We start from the raw sequence: 19753 nt of genomic DNA, 5'->3' as shown, positions 1-19753 counted from the left end.
TATGACCGAGTACCGGATCGACGACCTGGCCCGGGTGTCGGGGACGACGACCCGCAACATCCGGGGCTACCAGGAGCGCGGGCTGCTGCCCCAGCCACTGCGCCGGGGCCGGGTCGCGATCTACACCGAGAAGCACGTGCGGAACCTGCTCGCGATCAACAAGCTACTCAGCAAGGGCTTCACACTCGGGCACATCGCGACCTTCCTCACCAACCCCAGCGCGAGGATCGGTGACGCGCTCGACTTGAACGACATCCTCGACGAGCCCTGGGCCTCCGCGAAGCGCCCCGTGCTCGGGCGCGAGGAGCTCGAGACACGGCTCGGGCCGCTGGACGAGGAGGCGCTCGCGGCCCTCATCGGCGCCGGCATCGTGACCGAGACCGCGGAACCCGGGCGGTACGAGGCGGCCGACCGGCACATCATCGGCAACCTCGCGCGCCTGGTGGCCAAGGGGATGGACCTCGCCGTGCTGGTCGACGTGCAGCTACGTTTCGTCGCCAAGATGAACGAGGCGGCCGAGATCCTCATGACCGCGGCGCACGACGAGGTGGACCGGCGCCGCGGACCCGGCTGGCTCCCGTCCTCCGACGAGGACGTCGTCTGGGCCGTCGGACTGCTCGGCGCCATGCGTCGCGCGGGCACCGAGAACGCGCACGCCGCCCTGGACCGGGCGCTCGACGCTGCGCTTGATCAGGAGCTGCAGGCGCACAAGGTCGCGGCGGACGGTCGGGCCGGAGCCGGCGGCGACGCAGGTGGCGCGACGCGCGGCTGATTGGCCGTCTCCGCCTCCCGCCGATGCCGCGAACGTGCGGAAGACGCGGGTGTAGCGTCGGAGGCATGGGTCGGATCACGGTGCGTCGGGCGGTGGTCAAAGTCACCGTGGGCGGGGATCCGCTGCGCCGCATCGACACCCTCGCCGTGGAAGAGCCCCTTGAGATCCGCGTCGCGGGGGCGCCGCTCGCGGTCACCATGCGTACCCCCGGGCACGACGTCGAGCTCGCCGCGGGCTTCCTCGTCTCCGAGGGCGTGATCGGCGCCGCGGAGGAGTTCCGCTCCGCCATCCACTGCGGCGGGCCCGGCAGCGGCGGGGAGATCAACGAGTACAACGTGCTCGACATCGCCCTCGCGGAGGGCGTGCGCCCGCCCGCCCCCGACGTGACCCGCAACTTCTACACCACCAGCTCGTGCGGGATGTGCGGGAAGGCCAGCATCGATGCGGTGCGTACCGTCTCGCGGTTCGACGTACGGGTCGATCCGGTGGTCGTCGGCGCGGAACGGGTCGCCGCGCTGCCGGACCGGCTCCGCGCAGGACAGTCCGTCTTCGACAAGACCGGCGGCCTGCACGCCGCCGGGCTGTTCGACGCCGAGACCGGCGAGCTGCTGGTGCTCCGCGAGGACGTGGGCCGCCACAACGCCGTCGACAAGGTGATCGGCTGGGCCCTGCTGCAGGGCCGCCTTCCACTGCGCGGTGTGATCCTCCAGGTCTCCGGGCGCGCTAGCTTCGAACTGGTCCAGAAAGCCGCGATGGCGGGTATCCCTGTGCTCTCCGCGGTCTCGGCACCGTCGTCCCTCGCGGTCGAGCTCGCCGACGAGGCCGGCATCACCCTGCTCGGCTTCGTCCGCGGCGACCACATGAACGTCTACTCCCAGCCCCAGCGAGTGCGACAGGAAGTCCTGACATGACCACCGATCACCAGCCCCAGGCCCCGGCCCACGTCCCCGGCCTCCTGCCCGACGTCCCCCGGCAGGGCGGCTTCGGACCGGTCACCGACGGTGCCTGGTCCAGTTCCCCCTACCACCACGCGGCGGCGTCCTGGGGCGCGGCCAAGTCTGTCGGCACCATCCTGTTCCAGCAGCGGGAGCTGATCCGCGGCACGCACTCGATGTTCGTGATGAACCACCCCACCGGCTACGACTGCCCCGGCTGCGCGTGGCCGGACGACAAGAAGCTCACGCTGGACTTCTGCGAGAACGGGGTCAAGCACGTGACGTGGGAGATGACGCCGAAGCGGGTCAAGCGCGACTTCTTCGCCGAGCACACCGTCACCGAGCTGGCGGACTGGACCGACTTCGACCTCGAGGACCAGGGCCGGCTCACCGAGCCGATGGTCTACGACGAGGCCTCCGACAAGTACGTCCCGATCGGCTGGGACGCGGCGTTCGCCCTGATCGGGGACGCCCTGCGCGGGCTCTCGAGCCCCAACGAGGCCGCGTTCTACACCTCCGGCCGGCTCAGCAACGAGGCCACCTTCCTCTACCAGCTGCTGGCCCGCGAGTACGGAACGAACAACCTCCCCGACTGCTCCAACATGTGCCACGAGGCGTCGGGCCGCGCGCTGACGGCGTCCATCGGCACGGGCAAGGGCACCTGCGACCTGCAGGACTGGGAGGAGGCGGACGCCCTGTTCATCATGGGCGTCAACGCGGCATCCAACGCGCCGCGGATGCTGACCGCCCTGGCCGACGCCACGCGGCGCGGCGCGCAGGTCGTGCACATCAATCCGCTGGTCGAGGCCGGCGCGACGAAGACGATCGTGCCGCACGAGATGGTCGACATGGCGCTCTTCAAGGCGACGTCGGTGTCGGACATGAACATCCAGGTGCGGCCGGGCGGCGACCTCGCGTTGATGCGGGGCATGGCCAAGGTCGTCTTCGAGGCCGCGGACTCGGATCCGACGGTGCTCGACGCCGCATTCCTGCGCGACTACACCGCCGAGTTCGAGGCCTACCGCGACCTCGTGGCGGCCACGAGCTGGGACGAGATCACCGCGCAGGCGGGCCTGCCGGAGGCGGAGATCCGCCGCGCCGGACAGGTGTACCTGGACTCGGACAAGACGATCATCGCGTGGTGCCTGGGCATCACCCAGCACGAGCACGGAGTGGACACCGTCCGCGAGATCGCCAATCTGCTGTTGCTGCGCGGCAACATCGGCCGGCCCGGCGCGGGGCCGTCGCCGGTGCGCGGCCACAGCAACGTGCAGGGCAACCGCACGTGCGGCATCGACCACCGCCCGCCGCCGTGGATCGACAAGCTCGACGAGGTCTGCGGCATCGTCTCCCCACGGGCCGGCGGTCTCGACACGGTGAACTCGATCGAGGGCATGCACGACGGCCGGGTGAAGGTCTTCGTCGGCATGGGCGGCAACTTCGTGCTCGCCGCGCCCGACACCGCGTACACCGCGGCCGGCCTCCGCAAGACCGACCTCACAGTGCAGGTCAGCACGAAGCTCAACCGCAGCCACCTCGTGCACGGCCGAGCGGCCGTCATCCTGCCGTGCCTCGGCCGTACGGAGAAGGACGAGCAGCTCGCCGGCCTGCAAGGGGTGACCGTCGAGGACGCGATGAGCATGGTGCACATCTCCCGCGGCAAGCGCCGGCCCGCGTCGAAGGAGCTGAAGTCGGAGATGGCGATCATCGCCGGCATCGCGAAGGCGACGCTGCCCGACAGCCGGACTCCGTGGCAGTCCTACGTCGACGACTACGACCGCATGCGCGATGTGATGGCGAAGGTGCTCCCCGGCTTCGAGGGCTTCAACGAGCTGCTCAAGAACCCCGGCGGGTTCCGCATCCCGCAGCCCGCCCGCGAGCGGGAGTTCCGCACGCCGTCCGGCCGGGCCACCTTCTCGCTGGCCCCGATGCCGAACGTGATCCCCGCGGACGACGACGTGCTCATCCTCGGCACCATGCGCTCGCACGATCAGTGGAACACCACGATCTACTCGGCCAACGACCGGTACCGCGGTATCAAGAACCTGCGCGAGCTGATCTTCCTCAACGAGGCCGACATGGCCGCCCGCGGCCTCGCCGAGGGCGACTTCGTAGACATCACGTCCACCTCGCGCGACGGCTCCGAGCGCACGCTGCGCCGGTTCCGGGCACTGAAGTACGACCTCCCCCGGGGCGCCGCGGCCGGCTACATGCCGGAGATGAACGCGCTCATCGGGATCGCCGACTACAGCACCCAGTCCGACCAGCCGCTCATGAAGAACGTCGCGGTGCGTCTGGCCAAATCGGCCTAGCGGGGCCGGCCGGCTTCCGGATCGGGTCAGTACCGGGCGATCGTCTCCACCTCGTCGGCCTCGGACTCGAGGGTCTCGGGGTCGTCGTCGACGGGCGTACCGTCGGCCTCCTTGCCGCCCGTCAGCAGCGAGGCGCCCGCGCCGAGGAGGCAGACGACCGCGGCGAAGGAGAATGCGAGCTCCAGGCCCGATCGGAAGGGCTCGGCGATGAGGTGCGGGAAGAACTGCAGGCCCGTGAGGTGCTGCGTCTGCTCGGCCGTGAGGTGTAGCTGCGCCAGGTGCGGGCCGAGCAGCTCCTGCACCGGGTTGTAGCCGAGGAAGGCCGCGAACAGCACCGCCACCGGCGGGAGCGCGGCGATCTCCGAGGCGTACTGCGGGGGAACGCCGTTGGCCTGGAGCCCCGTCGACATCGCGCCGGGCAGCGAGCCCGACAGGCCCGCGATCATCAGCGAGAAGAACAGACCGATCGAGAGCACCATGGCCGAGTTCTGGAAGGTGGTCATCATGCCCGAGCCCGACCCGCGGGACGTCGCAGGCAGTGAGTTCATTACCACTGCGCGGTTGGGCGAGCCGAACATCCCCATGCCGACGCCGTTGACGAACAGGATGACGGCGAAGGCCCAGTACGCGAAGTCGACCGGTAAAGCGATGAGAGCGAGGAAGGTGAGCGCGGTGATGACGAGGCCGACGGAACTCAATGCGCGGCCGCCGATCCGATCCGAGAGGGCGCCCGAGATCGGGGCGGAGAGGAGGAAGCCGACGGTCATCGGCACCATGTAGATGCCCGCCCATAACGGGGTCTGCGTGTAGTCGTAACCGTGCTGCGGCAACCAGATCCCCTGCAGCCAGATGATGAGCATGAACTGCAGTCCGCCGCGGCCCAGCGAGCCGCAGAGGTTCGCCGCGTTACCCCACACGAACGCCCGGTTCCGGAACAGGTGCAGATCGAACAGCGGGGAGTCGACCCGGAGCTCGATGACGCAGAAGACCGCGAGTACCGCCGCGCCGCCCAGCAGGCAGGCGAGCACGAACGGCGACGACCACCCCATCGCGTGGCCGTCGTAGGGCTGGATGCCGTAGGTGATGCCCACCAGGACGGCGATGAGGCCGACGGCGAAGGTCAGGTTGCCCCACCAGTCCATCGTCGCCGGCACGCGGGCGCCGCGGTCCTCGAGTTTCAGGTACGCCCAGACAGTGCCGATCACCCCGAAGGGCACGGAGACCAGGAAGATCAGGTGCCAGTTGATCGGCGCGAGAAGGCCTCCGATGATCAGGCCCAAGAACGACCCGGCGATCGCCGCGACGCTGTTGATGCCGAGCGCGAGCCCCCGCTGATCGGGTGGGAAGGCGTCGGTGAGGATCGCGGAGCTGTTCGCCATGAGGAAGGCGCCGCCGATGCCCTGCACCACGCGCCAGCCGATGAGCCACAGGGCCGCGGCGTGCCCGTCGAACCAGGTCGTTGCCAGGAAGATCGACGAGACCGAGAAGATCAGGAAGCCCATGTTGTACATGCGGGCTCGCCCGAACATGTCGCCGAGCCGGCCGAAGGCGACCACGAGTACTGCGGTCACGACCAGGAAGCCCATCATCATCCACAGCAGGTAGCTGGTGTTGCCCGGCTCCAACGGGTTGAGATGGATGCCCTTGAAGATGTCGGGCAGCGCGATCAGCACGATCGAGCTGTTGATCGTCGCGATCAGCATCCCGAGGGTCGTGTTGGACAGGGCGATCCACTTGTACGAGTCGCTGTGCGGCTTCGAGGCGGGAGTGTCGAGCAGGGCCGGCGTCAACGTTCCGTCCTTAAAGTTAGAAGATCTTATCTCTCTACCTCAAGGAGCTTAGGCCTGCGAATGGATTGCCGCCACGCGGGGTGGGGGAGGTGCGCCTTTTCGACCGATACGGGGCCGTCAGACTCGCCACTCGATCCGTTCGACCTGTTCCGGCGGCCACGGAGCGGGAGGGTCGAAGGGGGCGCCGGGGAGCGCGACGACAGAGACCGTCGACGCCGGCTTGCGGGCGGGCGCCCCGTCCTCGTCGAGAAGAAAGAGCCACTGCCGGTAGCCGGTGTCGTCGCGCTCCGACCGGACCTGCACGCTGGAACCCAGGGGTATCGGCGCGAGGTACTCGATGATCGCGCGGTGTGGGGCCGCGAGCAGCGCGTCGCCGTTCAGGTCGTCCTCGACCAGCTGCAAGTAGGAGGCGTTGTTGAGGTGCTGGTAAGGGTCGAAGTCGGTGGCGCGCAGCTTCACCGTGTAGTCGCCCTCCGAGGGCTCGGGTGGAGCGGCGGTGTTGAGTGCCTTCCAGCGCAGCCGGGTCTCCGTCACGTGCTGTTGCAGGTACTCCATGCCGCCGTCGCTGATGTGCGTCGGCATCCCCGAGTCCGCGCTGAATCGGATCCAGAAGGCCTCGGTCTCGACGTGCCCACCTGCACTGCCGCGCAGTGTGATCCGCATGTTGCACCACCGGGAGCTGGTGGACTCGCACCAGCGCAGGAGTGTCACCTCCGAGGGCCACTGCAGTGGCTCGAGCACGTCGATGATGCTGCGGCGCACCAGCCAGTACGGGTCGGTGGCGTCGAAGCCGCGATGGAACATCTCATCGTTCGCCATGTCCTGCAGGTAGCGCGCGATCCCGTCGAGCCGGACCCGACGCTCGGGGTCGACGTCGCCTGTGCGGACGGGCCAGCTCCTCTCGAAGGAGGGCCCGGGCGGCGCTGCCTGCAGGAACTCGTAGTCACTCACAGGGGAGAGCCTAACGAGACGGGCACTCAGTCGCGCTGGAACTTCGCCGTGAGGGCGTTGATCCGACCTTCGTGCGGGCGTGCCCGCGCTGCAATCGTGACCGGGTGGTCGCATCGCGGGAACGGGCGCCGGACCAGGCGGCCGGCATGACAGGCTGTCCGCATGGCTGAGGTGACGATCGTCGGTGCCGGCGTGATCGGACTGTCGTGCGCGGTGCGCCTACTCGAGGCGGGACACTGCGTTCGCGTGTACGGGCGGGAACTCACGCCCGGCCTGACCTCCGCGGTCGCCGCCGCCGTCTGGTACCCGTATCTCGCCGAGCCCCGCGACCGGGTGACCGGATGGTCCGCGGCGACGCTCGCCGAGTTCACGGCGCTCTCCGCCCGCGACGCCGACGGTGTCGTCATGACGCCCGGCACCGAAATCTTCCGCGAGCCCGTCCCGGAACCGTGGTGGACGTCCGCCGTGCCCTCGGTCGAGCGGGTCGTGGCGCCGCGGCCCGGCTACGCGGAGGGATGGAGCTTCGTCTCGCCGGTCATCGAGATGCCGGTCTACCTGCCATGGCTCGCGGGCCGCGTCCGCGAGCTGGGCGGCACCGTCGAACAACGGGAGGTGCGGTCCCTCGACGAGCTGGACGGCATCGTCGTCAACGCGACCGGACTGGGCGCGCGCGAGTTCGTCGGCGACGCCACCCTCGAGCCGGTCCGAGGCCAAGTGGTGTATCTCGAGCAGGTGGGGGTGGACCGCTGGTGGATCGACGATTCCGCTCTCGATCTCGGCGTCACCACGTACGTCGTGCCGCGCTCGCGCGATGTCGTGGTCGGTGGCACCGAGGACCACGGCGCCGAGGACCTCACCATCGACGCGGCCACCGCCGACGCCATCGTCGCCCGGGCCCGCGCGCTCGTCCCCGAGCTCGCGGACGCGCGCGTGCTCGGCCACAACGTCGGCCTGCGGCCCTCCCGCCCGACGGTGCGCCTCGAGCGCGACGGCGACGTCGTCCATTGCTACGGCCACGGCGGGGCCGGGGTGACCCTGAGCTGGGGCTGCGCCGACGAAGTGGTGGCTTTGGTCTGACCCGGGCCGCAGCGCGGATCTCGGAAGAAGCTGAAGGAGACGAAGGCGGCGGCGTAGTCCCACGCCAGCCACAGTCGGCCGTCGACCTCGGCGCGGCCGTGCATATCCACGACGTTCGGATGCGACTCGATCGACAGGACGTCGCCTCCCCGGCTGATCGCGCGGTGAAGTCCGCGGTGCGACAGCGGTTTATCTGGAGTGGGACTACCGTCGGAGTATGTGCCGGAACATCACTGAACTGCGGGGACTCGAACCCGCCGCCACCGACGAGGAGATCGAGGCTGCGGCGCGGCAGTACGTGCGCAAGGTCTCGGGGATTCAGAAGGTCAGCGACGCCAACCACGACGCCTTCGAGCTCGCGGTCGCCAAGGTGACCGCCGCGACGGAGGAACTGCTCGACGCGTTGCCTGCGCGCCGGCAGCCGCCGAAGACCGTGCCGCCGCTGCGCCGCCCGGAGGTCCGGGCGCGGATCGAAGCCAGGGCCGCGGCCGAGTCCGCCTGAGCGGACCTCCGGGCGGCGTTCGCCGTGCGGCGCCGACTGACGTGGCTCAGTCCCCGTCGCCGGCGGACCCACTGGAGCCCGTCGCGTTGGTGGAGCTCGCGCCGGTGGCGTCGCCCGGCTCGGTGGGGTCGTCGGTGGCCGTCGCACTCTGGCCGGCGCCTGCCGCATCGCCAGAGCCCGTCGCCTGCGCGCCCGTCGGCCTGCTGGTCGACGGCGACGAGAGCGCCCGCTCCAAGATCCGCGTGTTTTCCGCCCCCACGGCCCCCGCGGCGTCCAGTCCGGCCTGGACCGCGCCGACCGGGTCGCCGGACTCCGCGAGCGTCGTCGCGGCGGCGTTCGCGGTCTGCGTGGCCCCGAGTAGCGACAGCTCCGGGACGTAGAAGGCCGCGGCGAAGAAGGCGTTCGTCCCCTGCACCACCGCGGTCTCCGCCGGACCCTGGGGCGCCGGCGTGATGCCGAAGGGCGGCGGCGTCGTGAGCGGGGGCGGCGTCGGCGCCACCGGCGGTAGTGGCTCCTGGAGCGCGGCCAGCAGGTCGGTGCGCAGCGCGCCGGCTGAGCCGGTGCCACCCCCGATCCGCATCAGGTCGAGCACACCGATGAGCACGCCGTTCTGGAACCGCGGGACCACCTGATTGAGGTCGTTGCCGATGATGCCGGTCATCGCGGCGTCGGCGGGCCCGGTCACCACCGCGGCCCCCGCACCGAGCGCCCGGAGGGGGCCGCCCGGTGCCGCGGTGAGCGCCGCGCCCGGCGCGGAGAGCGCACCCACGGGGACACCGATCGCGCCCTGCAGCGCGTACGGGCAGATCGCGGCGCAGTTCTCCAGCTGGTTCTGCGCGAACTCGCCGAGCAGTGCCCCCGGCGGCGACGCGCCGAACGCCGGGGCGGCCGCGCACAGCGCGAGCGCCGCCGCGAGGGAGAAGGAGTACCGCACACGCATGGCAGTGAATCTACTCCGACTATGACCTACGTCACAGGGTGATCTCCACCCCGGCCTCCACCCGCGGGTGGATCCGATCGGCGCAGGTCGCGGGCATCGTCGACGGCATGACACCGGCACTGGAACTCAGATCGCTGACCAAGACCTACACGACCCCGACGGGTGAGCGGTTCACCGCCGTCGACGGCATCGACCTCACCGTCCAGCAGGGTGAGGTCGTGGCCTTCCTCGGCCCCAACGGCGCGGGCAAGAGCACCACGATCGACATGGTCCTCGGCCTCATCGCCCCGGACGCCGGTACCGCGACGCACACCGGCACCGTCGCTGCCGTGCAGCAGTCGGGCGGGCTCCTTCCTGGGCTCACCGTGCAGGACACCGTCGAACTGATCGCGGCGCTGCACCCCGGCTCCGACCCGGACGCCGCGATCGCCCGCGCCGGCCTCGGCGACCTGCGGCGGCGCACCGTCGGGAAGTGCTCCGGCGGGCAGCAGCAGGCGCTGCGGTTCGCCCTGGCCCTGCTCGCGGAGCCCGACGTGCTCGTCCTCGACGAGCCCACTGCCGGCATGGACGTCGACGCCCGGCGCCGGTTCTGGGCCGCCGTCCGCGCCGACGCCGGCCGCGGCACGACGGTGCTCTTCGCCACCCACTACCTGGAGGAGGCGGATCGCTTCGCCGACCGGGTGGTCATGATCGCGGGCGGCCGGATCGTCGCCGACGGCGCCACCGCCGACGTCCGGGCCGCAGCCACCGGCCGGCGCGTCTCCGCGGTGCTCGGTCCCGACGGTGCCGCCGCGCTCGTCGCGGCCGTGCCCGGCCTCCGCGTGGCGGAGGTGCGTGGCGAGCGCACCGTCTTCGCCGTCGACGGCGACCCTCGCGCGTCCGACGACGCGCTCCGCTTCCTGCTCACCCGTACCGACGCCCGCGACGTGGAGACCCGCACCCACGGTCTCGAAGAGGCGTTCCTGCAGCTCACCGAGGAGAAGTTATGACCTTCATCGCATCCTGGGGCCTGACGCCCCGCTTCCTGTTGCTCGACGTACGGCGCCAGCTGCGCAACCGGCAGACCCTCATCATCACCACCGTCCTGCCGGTGGTGCTGTACCTCGCCCTGCACGCCCAGGCCGGGCCGGACGCCCGGTTCGCCCACGGCGACTTCGCCGCCTGGATGATGATCGGCCTCGCGCTTTACGGCTCCGCGGCCGCGGCGACGACGACCGCCGCCCAGGTCGCGACGGAACGGTCGACCGGCTGGGTGCGCACCCTGCGGCTGACTCCGCTGCAGCCGCCCGGCTACATCGCCTCGAAGGTGGTGAGTGCCCTGACCATGTCGGCGCTCCCCGTGATCGTGCTCGCGGCGCTGGCCGCGGTGACCGGCGCACAGGCCGAGCCGCGGGTCTGGGTGCTCTCGCTGCTCCTCGCGTGGCTGGGCTCGGCGCTGTTCGGCGCGCTGGGGCTCGCCCTCGGCCTCGCGTTGCGCCCCGAGATCGTGATGCACGTGCCGGGGCTCCTGCTCACCGTGCTCGCCTTCGGCGGCAACGTCTTCTTCCCGCTGTCGGGCGGGATGCTGACAGCCGCGCAGTTCACGCCGATGTACGGGATCACCGCCCTCGCCCGCTACCCGCTGACCGGCGGTGAGATGCTTTCCGGCGGTCATGTTTCCCTGCTCGGGGCTGTGGTCAATGTGCTGGCGTGGTTCGTGGTCTTCGCCGGCGCTGCCGCCCTCGCTTACCGGCGCAGCGGCGAGCGCTGATCAGCTTCCGAACGATTGTGACCTGAATCACACGAGCGTAGCGTGGAGTCATGTCCACGACTACGCGAACCACACCGAACCTCCTCGAACGGGTGAAGTACCTCATGGGGATGCGCCTGCCCGATTCCATGCGCGATTGGGTGGTCAACGACGCCACCGGCCCCGGCCACAACCGTCGGTTCTTCATCCGCGGGGCGCTGATGTTCGTGCCCTTCCTCGTCGTCGCCCTGCTGCTCCCGTCGCCGCTGTGGGTCAAGCTGGCGCTCGTCGCGATGATGGCCCTGCCGGCCATCGTCTTCGTCGGCGGCCTGCGGTCGATCTACCTGCAGGAACTTCTCGTCGACAACGGCATCGATCCGCACACCGAGAGTGGCAGCCAGCTCGCCGAGCACCGTCGCCGCGCCCAGGTCTACGAGGAGAAGTACCGGCACCGGGCGGCGTAGCCTCGCCGGGTGACGGCAGAACGCTCATGGGCTCCGGGGCACGCCCTCGACCTGCACGGCACCGTCGGCGTGCTCCGCCGCGGCGGAGGCGATCCGGCCTACGCGCGCACGCCCGACGGTGCGCTCTGGCGGGCCGTGCACACCCCGGACGGCCCGGGCACGCTCCGCCTGCACCTCGCCGACGGGACGGTGACCGCGCAGGCGTGGGGGAGTGGGGCCCAGTGGCTCCTCGACAACGCCCCCGCGATGGCCGGCGCGGACGACGAGCCGTCGGCACTGGTTCCGCGCCACGACATCGTCGAGCGGGCCGTGGCCGCCTCGCCGGGCCTGCGCCTCACTCGCTCGAACCGGGTCTGGGAGACCCTCGTCCCGACCGTGCTCGAGCAGAAGGTCGTGGGCGCGGAGGCGTGGCGGTCCTGGCGGTACCTGGTTCGACGGTTCGGCACCGTCGCCCCGGGGCCGACCGGCGGGCCAGACCTGCGGGTGCCGCCGCCGCGCGCCGAGTGGGCCACGATCCCCGGCTGGGAGTGGCACCGCGCCGGCGTGGAACCCGTCCGGATGCGCACGATCGTCGGGGCGAGCGCGGTCGAGGTCGAGCACCGTCCGGCGAAGCTCGGGGCCCTCCCCGGCATCGGACCGTGGACCGTCGGGGACCTGCTCGGGCGGGCGTGCGGCGATCCGGACGCCGTGCCCGTCGGGGACTACCACCTGCCCCGCATCGTGGGAATAGCGCTCACGGGCGAGGCGTTGGACGATCCCGGAATGCTCGACGTACTCGAACCCTATCGGGGCCAGCGCGGACGGGTGATCAGGCTACTGGTCCGCGCCGGCGTCGACCGCGAACGCCGCGGGCCGCGGGTCTCCGTGCGCGACTATCGTGGCCTGTAGGCAATGCATTTTGACCAGTGTGAGTTCAGGCGGGTAAGCTTGGTCGCCGTGCCTGGGTAACCAGGACTATTCACACGTGTCCATGGCTAGGCCGGACCTCCGGAACCGCCCACGGACACGCGACACGCCCGACCTCGGGGTACGCGCGAGGCGGGTAGCTACTTCCCGGAAACGGGACTGACCAGCGGAAACGACGATGAGTCGCCGAAGCCGGTGGGGCCGCGCTGCGGAAGTCGTTCTCCCCTTCCTGGGGGCGTGCGGCTTGCCCGGAGCTACAACCGCAGCAGTAGGAAGAGCCGACCGCGCGGTCGGCGACAGCCGAAACGAAGGAAAAAGCGCTTCTATGCCAACTATCAACCAGCTGGTCCGCAAGGGCCGCCGGGACAAGGCCACCAAGACGAAGGTGGCGGCCCTCAAGGGCTCGCCGCAGCGTCGTGGCGTGTGCACCCGCGTCTACACCACGACCCCGAAGAAGCCGAACTCGGCTCTCCGTAAGGTCGCCCGCGTCCGCCTGACCACCTCGGTCGAGGTCACCGCGTACATCCCCGGCGAAGGCCACAACCTTCAGGAGCACTCGATGGTGCTCGTCCGCGGCGGTCGTGTGAAGGACCTCCCGGGTGTTCGCTACAAGATCATCCGCGGCTCGCTCGACACCCAGGGGGTCAAGAGCCGCAAGCAGGCCCGCAGCAAGTACGGCGCGAAGAAGGAGAAGGGCTGATGCCTCGTAAGGGACCGGCGCCCAAGCGCCCCGTCGTCAACGACCCCGTCTACGGCTCGCAGGTCGTCACGCAGCTCGTGAACAAGGTGCTCCTGGACGGCAAGAAGTCGACCGCCGAGCGCATCGTCTACGGCGCGCTCGAGGCCACCCGTGAGAAGACCGGCACCGATCCGGTTCTCACCCTCAAGAAGGCGCTGGACAACGTGCGCCCCTCGCTCGAGGTGAAGAGCCGCCGTGTCGGTGGCGCCACCTACCAGGTGCCGATCGAGGTGAAGGCCGGTCGCGCCAACACCCTCGCGCTGCGCTGGCTGGTGACCTTCACGCGGCAGCGTCGCGAGAAGACCATGGTCGAGCGGCTCGCCAACGAGATCCTCGATGCGAGCAACGGCCTGGGCGCTTCCGTGAAGCGTCGCGAGGACACCCACAAGATGGCCGAGGCCAACCGGGCGTTCGCGCACTACCGCTGGTGATCTGATCCTGCGGGCCGGCCCACCGGTCGGCCCGCGGGACACCGGAGAACCGCTGCCGCTACCGAGCTGCAGGTGCCGCTCCCGCGGCGGAGTTCCAACCATCCTTTAACGAGAACGAGGCTTACCACCGTGGCACAGGAAGTGCTTACCGACCTCACGAAGGTCCGCAACATCGGCATCATGGCGCATATCGATGCCGGTAAGACCACCACTACCGAGCGCATCCTCTTCTACACCGGTGTGAACTACAAGATCGGTGAGACCCACGACGGTGCCTCGACCACCGACTGGATGGAGCAGGAGAAGGAGCGTGGTATCACCATCACCTCCGCCGCCGTGACCTGCTTCTGGAACGGCAACCAGATCAACATCATCGACACCCCCGGGCACGTCGACTTCACCGTCGAGGTGGAGCGTTCGCTCCGCGTGCTCGACGGCGCCGTGGCCGTCTTCGACGGCAAGGAGGGCGTTGAGCCCCAGTCGGAGCAGGTCTGGCGGCAGGCCGAGAAGTACGACGTCCCGCGTATCTGCTTCGTCAACAAGATGGACAAGCTGGGCGCCGACTTCTACTTCACCGTGCGCACCATCGAGGAGCGCCTCGGCGCGAAGCCCCTCGTCCTGCAGCTGCCGATCGGCGCCGAGGACGAGTTCGACGGCGTCGTCGACCTCCTCGAGCAGAAGGCCATCACCTGGCGCGGCGTCGTCGCCACCGGTGCCGAGCCGACCATCGAGGAGATCCCCGCCGATCTCGTCGACAAGGCCGCCGAGTACCGCGAGAAGCTGCTCGAGACCGTCGCCGAGTCCGACGAGGCTCTGATGGAGAAGTACTTCGCCGGCGAGGAGCTCTCGATCGAGGAGATCAAGGGCGCCATCCGCAAGCTCACCGTCGCGCGTGAGCTCTACCCCGTGCTGTGCGGCTCGGCGTTCAAGAACAAGGGCGTGCAGCCCATGCTCGACGCGGTGATCGACTACCTCCCCAGCCCGCTCGACGTCCCCTCCATCGAGGGACACGCCGTGGGCGACGAGGAGAAGATCATCTCGCGCAAGCCCAGCAAGGACGAGCCCTTCTCGGCCCTGGCCTTCAAGATCGCCGCGCACCCCTTCTTCGGCAAGCTGACCTTCGTCCGCGTGTACTCGGGTCACATCGACTCGGGCACCGGCGTGCTCAACGCCACCAAGGGCAACAAGGAGCGCATCGGCAAGCTCTTCCAGATGCACGCCAACAAGGAGATGCCCGTCGAGGATGCGACCGCCGGTCACATCTACGCGATGATCGGTCTCAAGAACACCACCACCGGTGACACCCTGTGCGACCCGGCGAACCCCATCGTCCTCGAGTCGATGACGTTCCCGGATCCGGTCATCAACGTCTCGATCGAGCCGAAGACCAAGTCCGACCAGGAGAAGCTGGGCGTCGCGATCCAGAAGCTCGCCGAGGAGGATCCCACCTTCTCCGTCGAGCTCGACGATCAGACCGGCCAGACCGTCATCGGCGGCATGGGTGAGCTGCACCTCGACATCCTCGTCGACCGTATGCGTCGCGAGTTCAAGGTCGAGGCCAACGTCGGCAAGCCCCAGGTCGCGTACCGCGAGACGATCCGCAAGACCGTCGACAAGCACGAGTACACCCACAAGAAGCAGACGGGTGGCTCCGGCCAGTTCGCGCGCGTCATCATCAAGCTCGAGCCGCTGACCGAGGCCGAGGACGGCGTCACCTACGAGTTCGTGAACGCCGTCACCGGTGGTCGCGTGCCGAAGGAGTACATCCCCTCGGTCGACGCCGGTGCGCAGGATGCACTGCAGTACGGCGTGCTCGCGGGCTACCCGATGGTCAACGTCAAGGTGTCGCTGCTCGACGGCGCGTACCACGACGTCGACTCGTCTGAGATGGCGTTCAAGATCGCCGGCGCGCAGGCCTTCAAGGAGGCCGCGCGCATGGCTGGTCCCGTCATCCTCGAGCCCATCATGGCTGTCGAGGTCACGACCCCCGAGGATTACATGGGTGACGTGATCGGCGACCTCAACTCCCGCCGTGGCCAGATCCAGGCCATGGAGGAACGCAGTGGTGCCCGTGTCGTCAAGGCGCAGGTCCCGCTGTCGGAGATGTTCGGCTACATCGGCGACCTCCGGTCGCGGACCCAGGGCCGGGCTAACTACTCCATGGTCTTCGACTCGTACGCCGAGGTTCCGGCGAACGTGGCGAAGGAGATCATCGCGAAGGTGAACGGGGAGTAATTCTCCCCGCTCTCCGGAGCGTGACGCCACAGAACAATTCCGCGGCGTCGAACAACTGAAGTAAATACACCCGCTTGTGGGGCAACCGGCCTCTCAAGCACCTACGTCCAGGAGGACATCAAGTGGCGAAGGCGAAGTTCGAGCGGACGAAGCCGCACGTGAACATCGGCACCATCGGTCACGTCGACCACGGCAAGACCACCCTGACGGCTGCCATCACCAAGGTTCTGGCCGAGAAGTACCCGGACCTGAACGAGGCCTCGGCCTTCGATCAGATCGACAAGGCGCCGGAGGAGAAGGCTCGTGGTATCACGATCAACATCTCCCACGTCGAGTACCAGACGGAGAAGCGTCACTACGCTCACGTCGACGCCCCCGGTCACGCCGACTACATCAAGAACATGATCACCGGTGCGGCCCAGATGGACGGCGCGATCCTGGTCGTGGCCGCCACTGACGGCCCGATGCCCCAGACGCGTGAGCACGTGCTGCTCGCTCGCCAGGTCGGCGTGCCCTACATCCTTGTCGCCCTGAACAAGTGCGACATGGTCGACGACGAGGAGATCCTCGAGCTCGTCGAGATGGAGGTCCGCGAGCTGCTCGGTTCGCAGGAGTTCGACGAGGACGCCCCCGTCGTCCGCGTGTCGGGCTACCAGGCGCTGCAGGGCGATCCCAAGTGGACCGAGTCGATCCTCGAGCTCATGAACGCGGTCGACACCGCGATCCCGGATCCCGAGCGTGAGACCGACAAGCCCTTCCTCATGCCCGTCGAGGACGTCTTCACGATCACCGGTCGTGGCACCGTCGTCACCGGTCGTGTCGAGCGCGGCATCGTCAACGTCAACGAGGAGGTCGAGATCGTCGGCATCCGCGAGAAGTCGACGAAGACCACCGTCACCGGCATCGAGATGTTCCGCAAGCTGCTGGACTCGGGCCAGGCGGGCGACAACGTCGGCCTACTGGTCCGTGGCCTCAAGCGTGAGGACGTCGAGCGCGGCCAGGTCGTCGTGAAGCCCGGCACCACGACTCCCCACAAGGAGTTCGAGGGCCAGGCGTACATCCTGTCGAAGGACGAGGGCGGCCGCCACACCCCGTTCTTCAACAACTACCGTCCGCAGTTCTACTTCCGTACCACGGACGTGACCGGCGTCGTGACCCTCCCCGAGGGCACCGAGATGGTCATGCCCGGCGACAACACCGAGATGAGCGTCAAGCTCATCCAGCCGGTCGCCATGGACGAGGGCCTGCGCTTCGCGATCCGCGAGGGTGGCCGCACCGTCGGTGCCGGCCGCGTCACCAAGATCATCGCCTGATCTTCGGTAACCAGCCGTGAACGGCGCCTCTCCCTTCGGGGAGGGGCGCCGTTCCGCGTTTCCGGGCTTGTCGGGTTCGCCCCCCGACGTTCGCGCGATCGGCGATAATCGCCTCGACACGTGGGGCCGGCCCCACCGGAGGCGAGGAGCAAGACGATGCCGAAGCTGATGAGGGCGGTGACGGCCGCGGCCGTGGCGTTCGGGTGCGCCGCGCTTGTGCAGGCCCCCGCGCAGGCCGACGGCCGGCTCGACGAGGGCCGGTTCGTCGTGGCCTCGAAGAACCTCCACGACTTCACGAAACCGTTCGGCGACCGGACGACCGACGCTCAGATGGTGCGGTTCGGCTATCGCGCGTGCGCTGCGCTGGACCGGAACCCTGGGAGCACCGCTGCGGCGACGCGCGCGCTCTACAACGACGAGCGGGCCTACCCGCTGTGGGAACGGCAGCAGCTGGTCTTCTACGCCGCGCAGTACCTCTGCGTCCGCCACTGGGACCGGTACAAGACGTACCCCTGATGCGGGGTCAGCGGGCGAGGTAGCGGGCGAAGGTCCAGCCGTAGATCGCGGACTCCAGGTCGTGCCGGGCCGCGGCGATCGTGACCTCCACCAGCGCACGCTCGACCAGCCGGGACCGGAGCGCCGCACCGTCGGGCGGGCCGCCCCCGGCCGTCAGCGACCGCGGCGGCGTGCGTGCCAGGTTCAGGGCGTCGGCGAGGGCGTCCTGGTCGAGGAGCAGCTGATCGCCGACCGCCGCGGGGATCTCCCGACCGGCGGCGAGATACCGGCGCGCCTCCGTGCGGGCCTCCTCGACCCCGATCGCATATTCGGGCTCGACGATGATCCTCTCCAGGTCGCGCAGCAGAGCGCGAGCTTGGCGGTCCGCTTCATCGAGATCCAGGGCACGGATGTGACCGACCCGTGCGGGCGAGGCGACGACCTCGAAGCGAGTGACGCGGTGCGGCAGCACTTGCCCGGGGTGGCGCTCGCCGACGAGCTTCCACGGGCCGTTCGGGATGTGGTGGGCCCGACTCGGGTGGGTGGTGGCGACGGCGTGGATCGTGTAGCCCTCAGCCTCGGCGAACTCGACCAGCTGCCGCACCGGATCGTCGACGGTGGCCCACGCGGCCGCCGTGGGGACGTTCCACAGCACTCGGACCCCCGCGGGGACGATGGTGCCGAGCGGCAGCCAGCCGGCGTCGGTGGTGGTGACGACGAGCAGCGGCTCGGGCCCGCGCGTGAGGTAGGCGGCGGCCCAGTTCAGGCCCGACTCCGGCAGGTGCGGACCGCCGCGCAGTGACCCGAGGATCGACCCGATGACGGCTCGGACCTGGTGAACGGCAGGGTTTTCCGGCGGCATGCCAGAAAGGACCGGGCGGCGCACGATCGGTACAGGGATGAGTAGCGGAAGGTCGATGACGCCCTCCTCGTGCGACCGTCGTAGTGCGATCGCAAGTCTATCGGATGCCCTGTGGAGTCGGCCGACCCGTCCGACTCCGTGCGTCCGCCGACGCAGCTCCTGCTGAGACGGCGAGGCCCGGCAATCCCTGTCGGGTTCGCCGGGCCGTCGTGCGGTTCCGCTATCCGCTCTTGCGGCGGAACTGCTGCTGGTGGCTCTCCGACCCGTGCGGGGCCGCGGGCTTGGCGGATCCGTCCAGGTGGGCGGAACCCTTGCGATTCGACGCGTTCTTGCGTTCGAGTGCTTCCTTGAACTTGTCGGCGATACCGTCGGCGGTCATGGTGTCGTCTCCTCTCGTCGGCGTGCGTTCACGCTAAACCGGGCAGGGGCGGATGTCACCCGATTTGCCGGAAGGCCGTTCGCTGGGGGAAGGATCAAGGACATGAGCATGTACGTGGTGACGGGGGCGGCCTCGGGATTGGGCGCGGCGACGTCGGAGCGGCTGCACGCCGCCGGGCACGGCGTGATCGGTGTCGACCTGCGCGGGACCGACGTCGAGGCCGACCTCGGGACGCCCGGGGGCCGGTTCGAGGCCGTCGCGCGGATCGGCGAGCTCGTGGGCTCTGCGCCGCTCGCCGGCTTCGCCGCGTTCGCCGGGCTGGGGCCGGCCGCAGGCCGGTCGGGCTCTTCGGTCGTCGCGGTGAACTACTTCGGGGCGGTCGACCTGCTGGTGGGGCTGCGGCCCTTGCTCGCCCGCGGGCCGTCGGCGGCACTGCTGGTGAGCTCGAACTCCACGACCACGCAGCCGGGCTGGCCCATGGAACTGGCCGAGATGTGCCTCGGCGGCGACGAGCACGCCGCCTCCGACCTCGCCGACTCCTACGGCGAGTACGCCTCGATCCTGGCCTACCCGGCGACGAAGGCGGCGCTTGCGTACTTCGTGCGCACACACGCCGCCGAGTACGTGCGGCAGGGCATCCGGCTCAACGCCATCGCGCCGGGGCTCATCGACACCCCGATGACGCAGGCCGGCCGCGTCGACCCGCAGCTCGGCGCCGCCATGGACGCCTTCCTCGAGCTCATTCCCGCCGGCCGCGCTGGGCGGCCGGAGGAGATCGCTGCGCTCGCGCAGTTCCTCCTCGGCCCCGAGTCCGGATACTGCGTCGGCTCCGTCGTCTTCGCCGACGGTGGCCTCGACGCCCAGCAGCGCCCGACGGACTGGCCCCGTCCGGCGTCGCCGCCGGAGGCTTCCGAGGTGTAG

General features: G+C 69.6%; 20 protein-coding genes. 15 read left to right on the top strand and 5 right to left on the bottom strand.

What is annotated here, in order from left to right:
• Nucleotide 1 precedes the first annotated feature (1 nt).
• The 3 genes from HNP44_RS01065 (at nucleotide 2) to HNP44_RS01055 (ending at nucleotide 4019) form a co-directional block, all read left to right on the top strand.
• Nucleotides 2-772, top strand: coding sequence for a MerR family transcriptional regulator (locus tag HNP44_RS01065; protein WP_259144013.1), 771 nt, complete (start codon nucleotides 2-4; stop codon nucleotides 770-772).
• Between the two features lie 65 nt (nucleotides 773-837).
• Nucleotides 838-1683 carry a formate dehydrogenase accessory sulfurtransferase FdhD gene (gene fdhD, locus HNP44_RS01060; protein WP_259144010.1) on the top strand — a complete coding sequence of 282 codons (846 nt, stop codon included), beginning with the start codon at nucleotides 838-840 and terminating at the stop codon, nucleotides 1681-1683.
• Complete coding sequence (locus tag HNP44_RS01055) at nucleotides 1680-4019, top strand: FdhF/YdeP family oxidoreductase (protein ID WP_259144008.1); 2340 nt, start codon at nucleotides 1680-1682, stop codon at nucleotides 4017-4019. Before fdhD ends, HNP44_RS01055 begins: the two co-directional genes overlap by 4 nt.
• A 26-nt stretch (nucleotides 4020-4045) precedes the next feature.
• On the opposite strand, the gene HNP44_RS01050 is transcribed toward HNP44_RS01055, so the two are convergent.
• Both HNP44_RS01050 and HNP44_RS01045 read right to left on the bottom strand, forming a co-directional pair.
• Nucleotides 4046-5809 carry an MFS transporter gene (locus HNP44_RS01050; protein WP_259144007.1) on the bottom strand — a complete coding sequence of 588 codons (1764 nt, stop codon included), beginning with the start codon at nucleotides 5807-5809 and terminating at the stop codon, nucleotides 4046-4048.
• Between the two features lie 117 nt (nucleotides 5810-5926).
• On the bottom strand, nucleotides 5927-6760 hold the full coding sequence (locus tag HNP44_RS01045; RefSeq protein WP_259144006.1) for an acyl-[acyl-carrier-protein] thioesterase: 834 nt from the start codon (nucleotides 6758-6760) through the stop codon (nucleotides 5927-5929).
• Between the two features lie 162 nt (nucleotides 6761-6922).
• On the opposite strand from HNP44_RS01045, the gene HNP44_RS01040 reads away from it, so the two are divergent.
• Nucleotides 6923-7837, top strand: a complete 915-nt coding sequence (locus tag HNP44_RS01040; RefSeq protein ID WP_259144005.1) for an FAD-dependent oxidoreductase — start codon at nucleotides 6923-6925, stop codon at nucleotides 7835-7837.
• 217 nt (nucleotides 7838-8054) lie between these two features.
• On the top strand, nucleotides 8055-8339 hold the full coding sequence (locus HNP44_RS01035) for a DUF2277 domain-containing protein (protein WP_259144004.1): 285 nt from the start codon (nucleotides 8055-8057) through the stop codon (nucleotides 8337-8339).
• A gap of 46 nt (nucleotides 8340-8385) precedes the next feature.
• On the opposite strand, the gene HNP44_RS01030 is transcribed toward HNP44_RS01035, so the two are convergent.
• Nucleotides 8386-9279, bottom strand: a complete 894-nt coding sequence (locus HNP44_RS01030; RefSeq protein WP_259144003.1) for a hypothetical protein — start codon at nucleotides 9277-9279, stop codon at nucleotides 8386-8388.
• A gap of 107 nt (nucleotides 9280-9386) precedes the next feature.
• Here HNP44_RS01030 and HNP44_RS01025 point away from each other — a divergent pair, with 107 nt between their 5' ends.
• From HNP44_RS01025 to HNP44_RS00985, 9 genes are all read left to right on the top strand, one after another.
• A complete protein-coding gene (locus tag HNP44_RS01025; protein ID WP_259144264.1) occupies nucleotides 9387-10268 on the top strand; it encodes an ABC transporter ATP-binding protein in 882 nt (293 codons plus the stop codon).
• The gene (locus HNP44_RS01020) at nucleotides 10265-11029 is read left to right on the top strand and encodes an ABC transporter permease (RefSeq protein WP_259144002.1); all 765 of its coding nucleotides are present in this window, start codon (nucleotides 10265-10267) and stop codon (nucleotides 11027-11029) included. The genes HNP44_RS01025 and HNP44_RS01020 overlap by 4 nt, the downstream gene beginning before the upstream one ends.
• A 50-nt stretch (nucleotides 11030-11079) precedes the next feature.
• Nucleotides 11080-11472 (top strand): DUF5313 family protein, encoded by a 393-nt coding sequence (locus HNP44_RS01015; RefSeq protein WP_224647330.1) that lies wholly within the window; start codon nucleotides 11080-11082, stop codon nucleotides 11470-11472.
• A 9-nt stretch (nucleotides 11473-11481) separates the two neighbouring features.
• The gene (locus tag HNP44_RS01010) at nucleotides 11482-12360 is read left to right on the top strand and encodes a DNA-3-methyladenine glycosylase family protein (protein ID WP_259144001.1); all 879 of its coding nucleotides are present in this window, start codon (nucleotides 11482-11484) and stop codon (nucleotides 12358-12360) included.
• A 343-nt stretch (nucleotides 12361-12703) separates the two neighbouring features.
• Nucleotides 12704-13078, top strand: a complete 375-nt coding sequence (gene rpsL / locus HNP44_RS01005; RefSeq protein ID WP_224647328.1) for a 30S ribosomal protein S12 — start codon at nucleotides 12704-12706, stop codon at nucleotides 13076-13078.
• Complete coding sequence (gene rpsG / locus HNP44_RS01000; RefSeq protein ID WP_068522691.1) at nucleotides 13078-13548, top strand: 30S ribosomal protein S7; 471 nt, start codon at nucleotides 13078-13080, stop codon at nucleotides 13546-13548. Before rpsL ends, rpsG begins: the two co-directional genes overlap by 1 nt.
• A gap of 129 nt (nucleotides 13549-13677) precedes the next feature.
• Nucleotides 13678-15783, top strand: a complete 2106-nt coding sequence (gene fusA / locus HNP44_RS00995; protein WP_259144000.1) for an elongation factor G — start codon at nucleotides 13678-13680, stop codon at nucleotides 15781-15783.
• Nucleotides 15784-15905: 122 nt separating this feature from the next.
• Complete coding sequence (gene tuf, locus HNP44_RS00990) at nucleotides 15906-17096, top strand: elongation factor Tu (RefSeq protein WP_224647326.1); 1191 nt, start codon at nucleotides 15906-15908, stop codon at nucleotides 17094-17096.
• A gap of 156 nt (nucleotides 17097-17252) precedes the next feature.
• Nucleotides 17253-17612 (top strand): DUF732 domain-containing protein, encoded by a 360-nt coding sequence (locus tag HNP44_RS00985; RefSeq protein WP_259143999.1) that lies wholly within the window; start codon nucleotides 17253-17255, stop codon nucleotides 17610-17612.
• 7 nt (nucleotides 17613-17619) lie between these two features.
• On the opposite strand, the gene HNP44_RS00980 is transcribed toward HNP44_RS00985, so the two are convergent.
• Both HNP44_RS00980 and HNP44_RS00975 read right to left on the bottom strand, forming a co-directional pair.
• Nucleotides 17620-18453 carry a hypothetical protein gene (locus HNP44_RS00980; protein ID WP_259143998.1) on the bottom strand — a complete coding sequence of 278 codons (834 nt, stop codon included), beginning with the start codon at nucleotides 18451-18453 and terminating at the stop codon, nucleotides 17620-17622.
• 220 nt (nucleotides 18454-18673) lie between these two features.
• Nucleotides 18674-18832, bottom strand: coding sequence for a DUF5302 domain-containing protein (locus HNP44_RS00975; protein ID WP_259143997.1), 159 nt, complete (start codon nucleotides 18830-18832; stop codon nucleotides 18674-18676).
• A 102-nt stretch (nucleotides 18833-18934) separates the two neighbouring features.
• Here HNP44_RS00975 and HNP44_RS00970 point away from each other — a divergent pair, with 102 nt between their 5' ends.
• Nucleotides 18935-19753, top strand: a complete 819-nt coding sequence (locus HNP44_RS00970; RefSeq protein WP_259143996.1) for an SDR family oxidoreductase — start codon at nucleotides 18935-18937, stop codon at nucleotides 19751-19753.

The organism is Tsukamurella ocularis (genome assembly GCF_024807615.1).
Taxonomy (GTDB): Bacteria; Actinomycetota; Actinomycetes; order Mycobacteriales; family Mycobacteriaceae; genus Tsukamurella; species Tsukamurella ocularis.
Note: the sequence above shows the minus strand (reverse complement) of the source record. Positions and strands in the feature narration are given on the sequence as shown.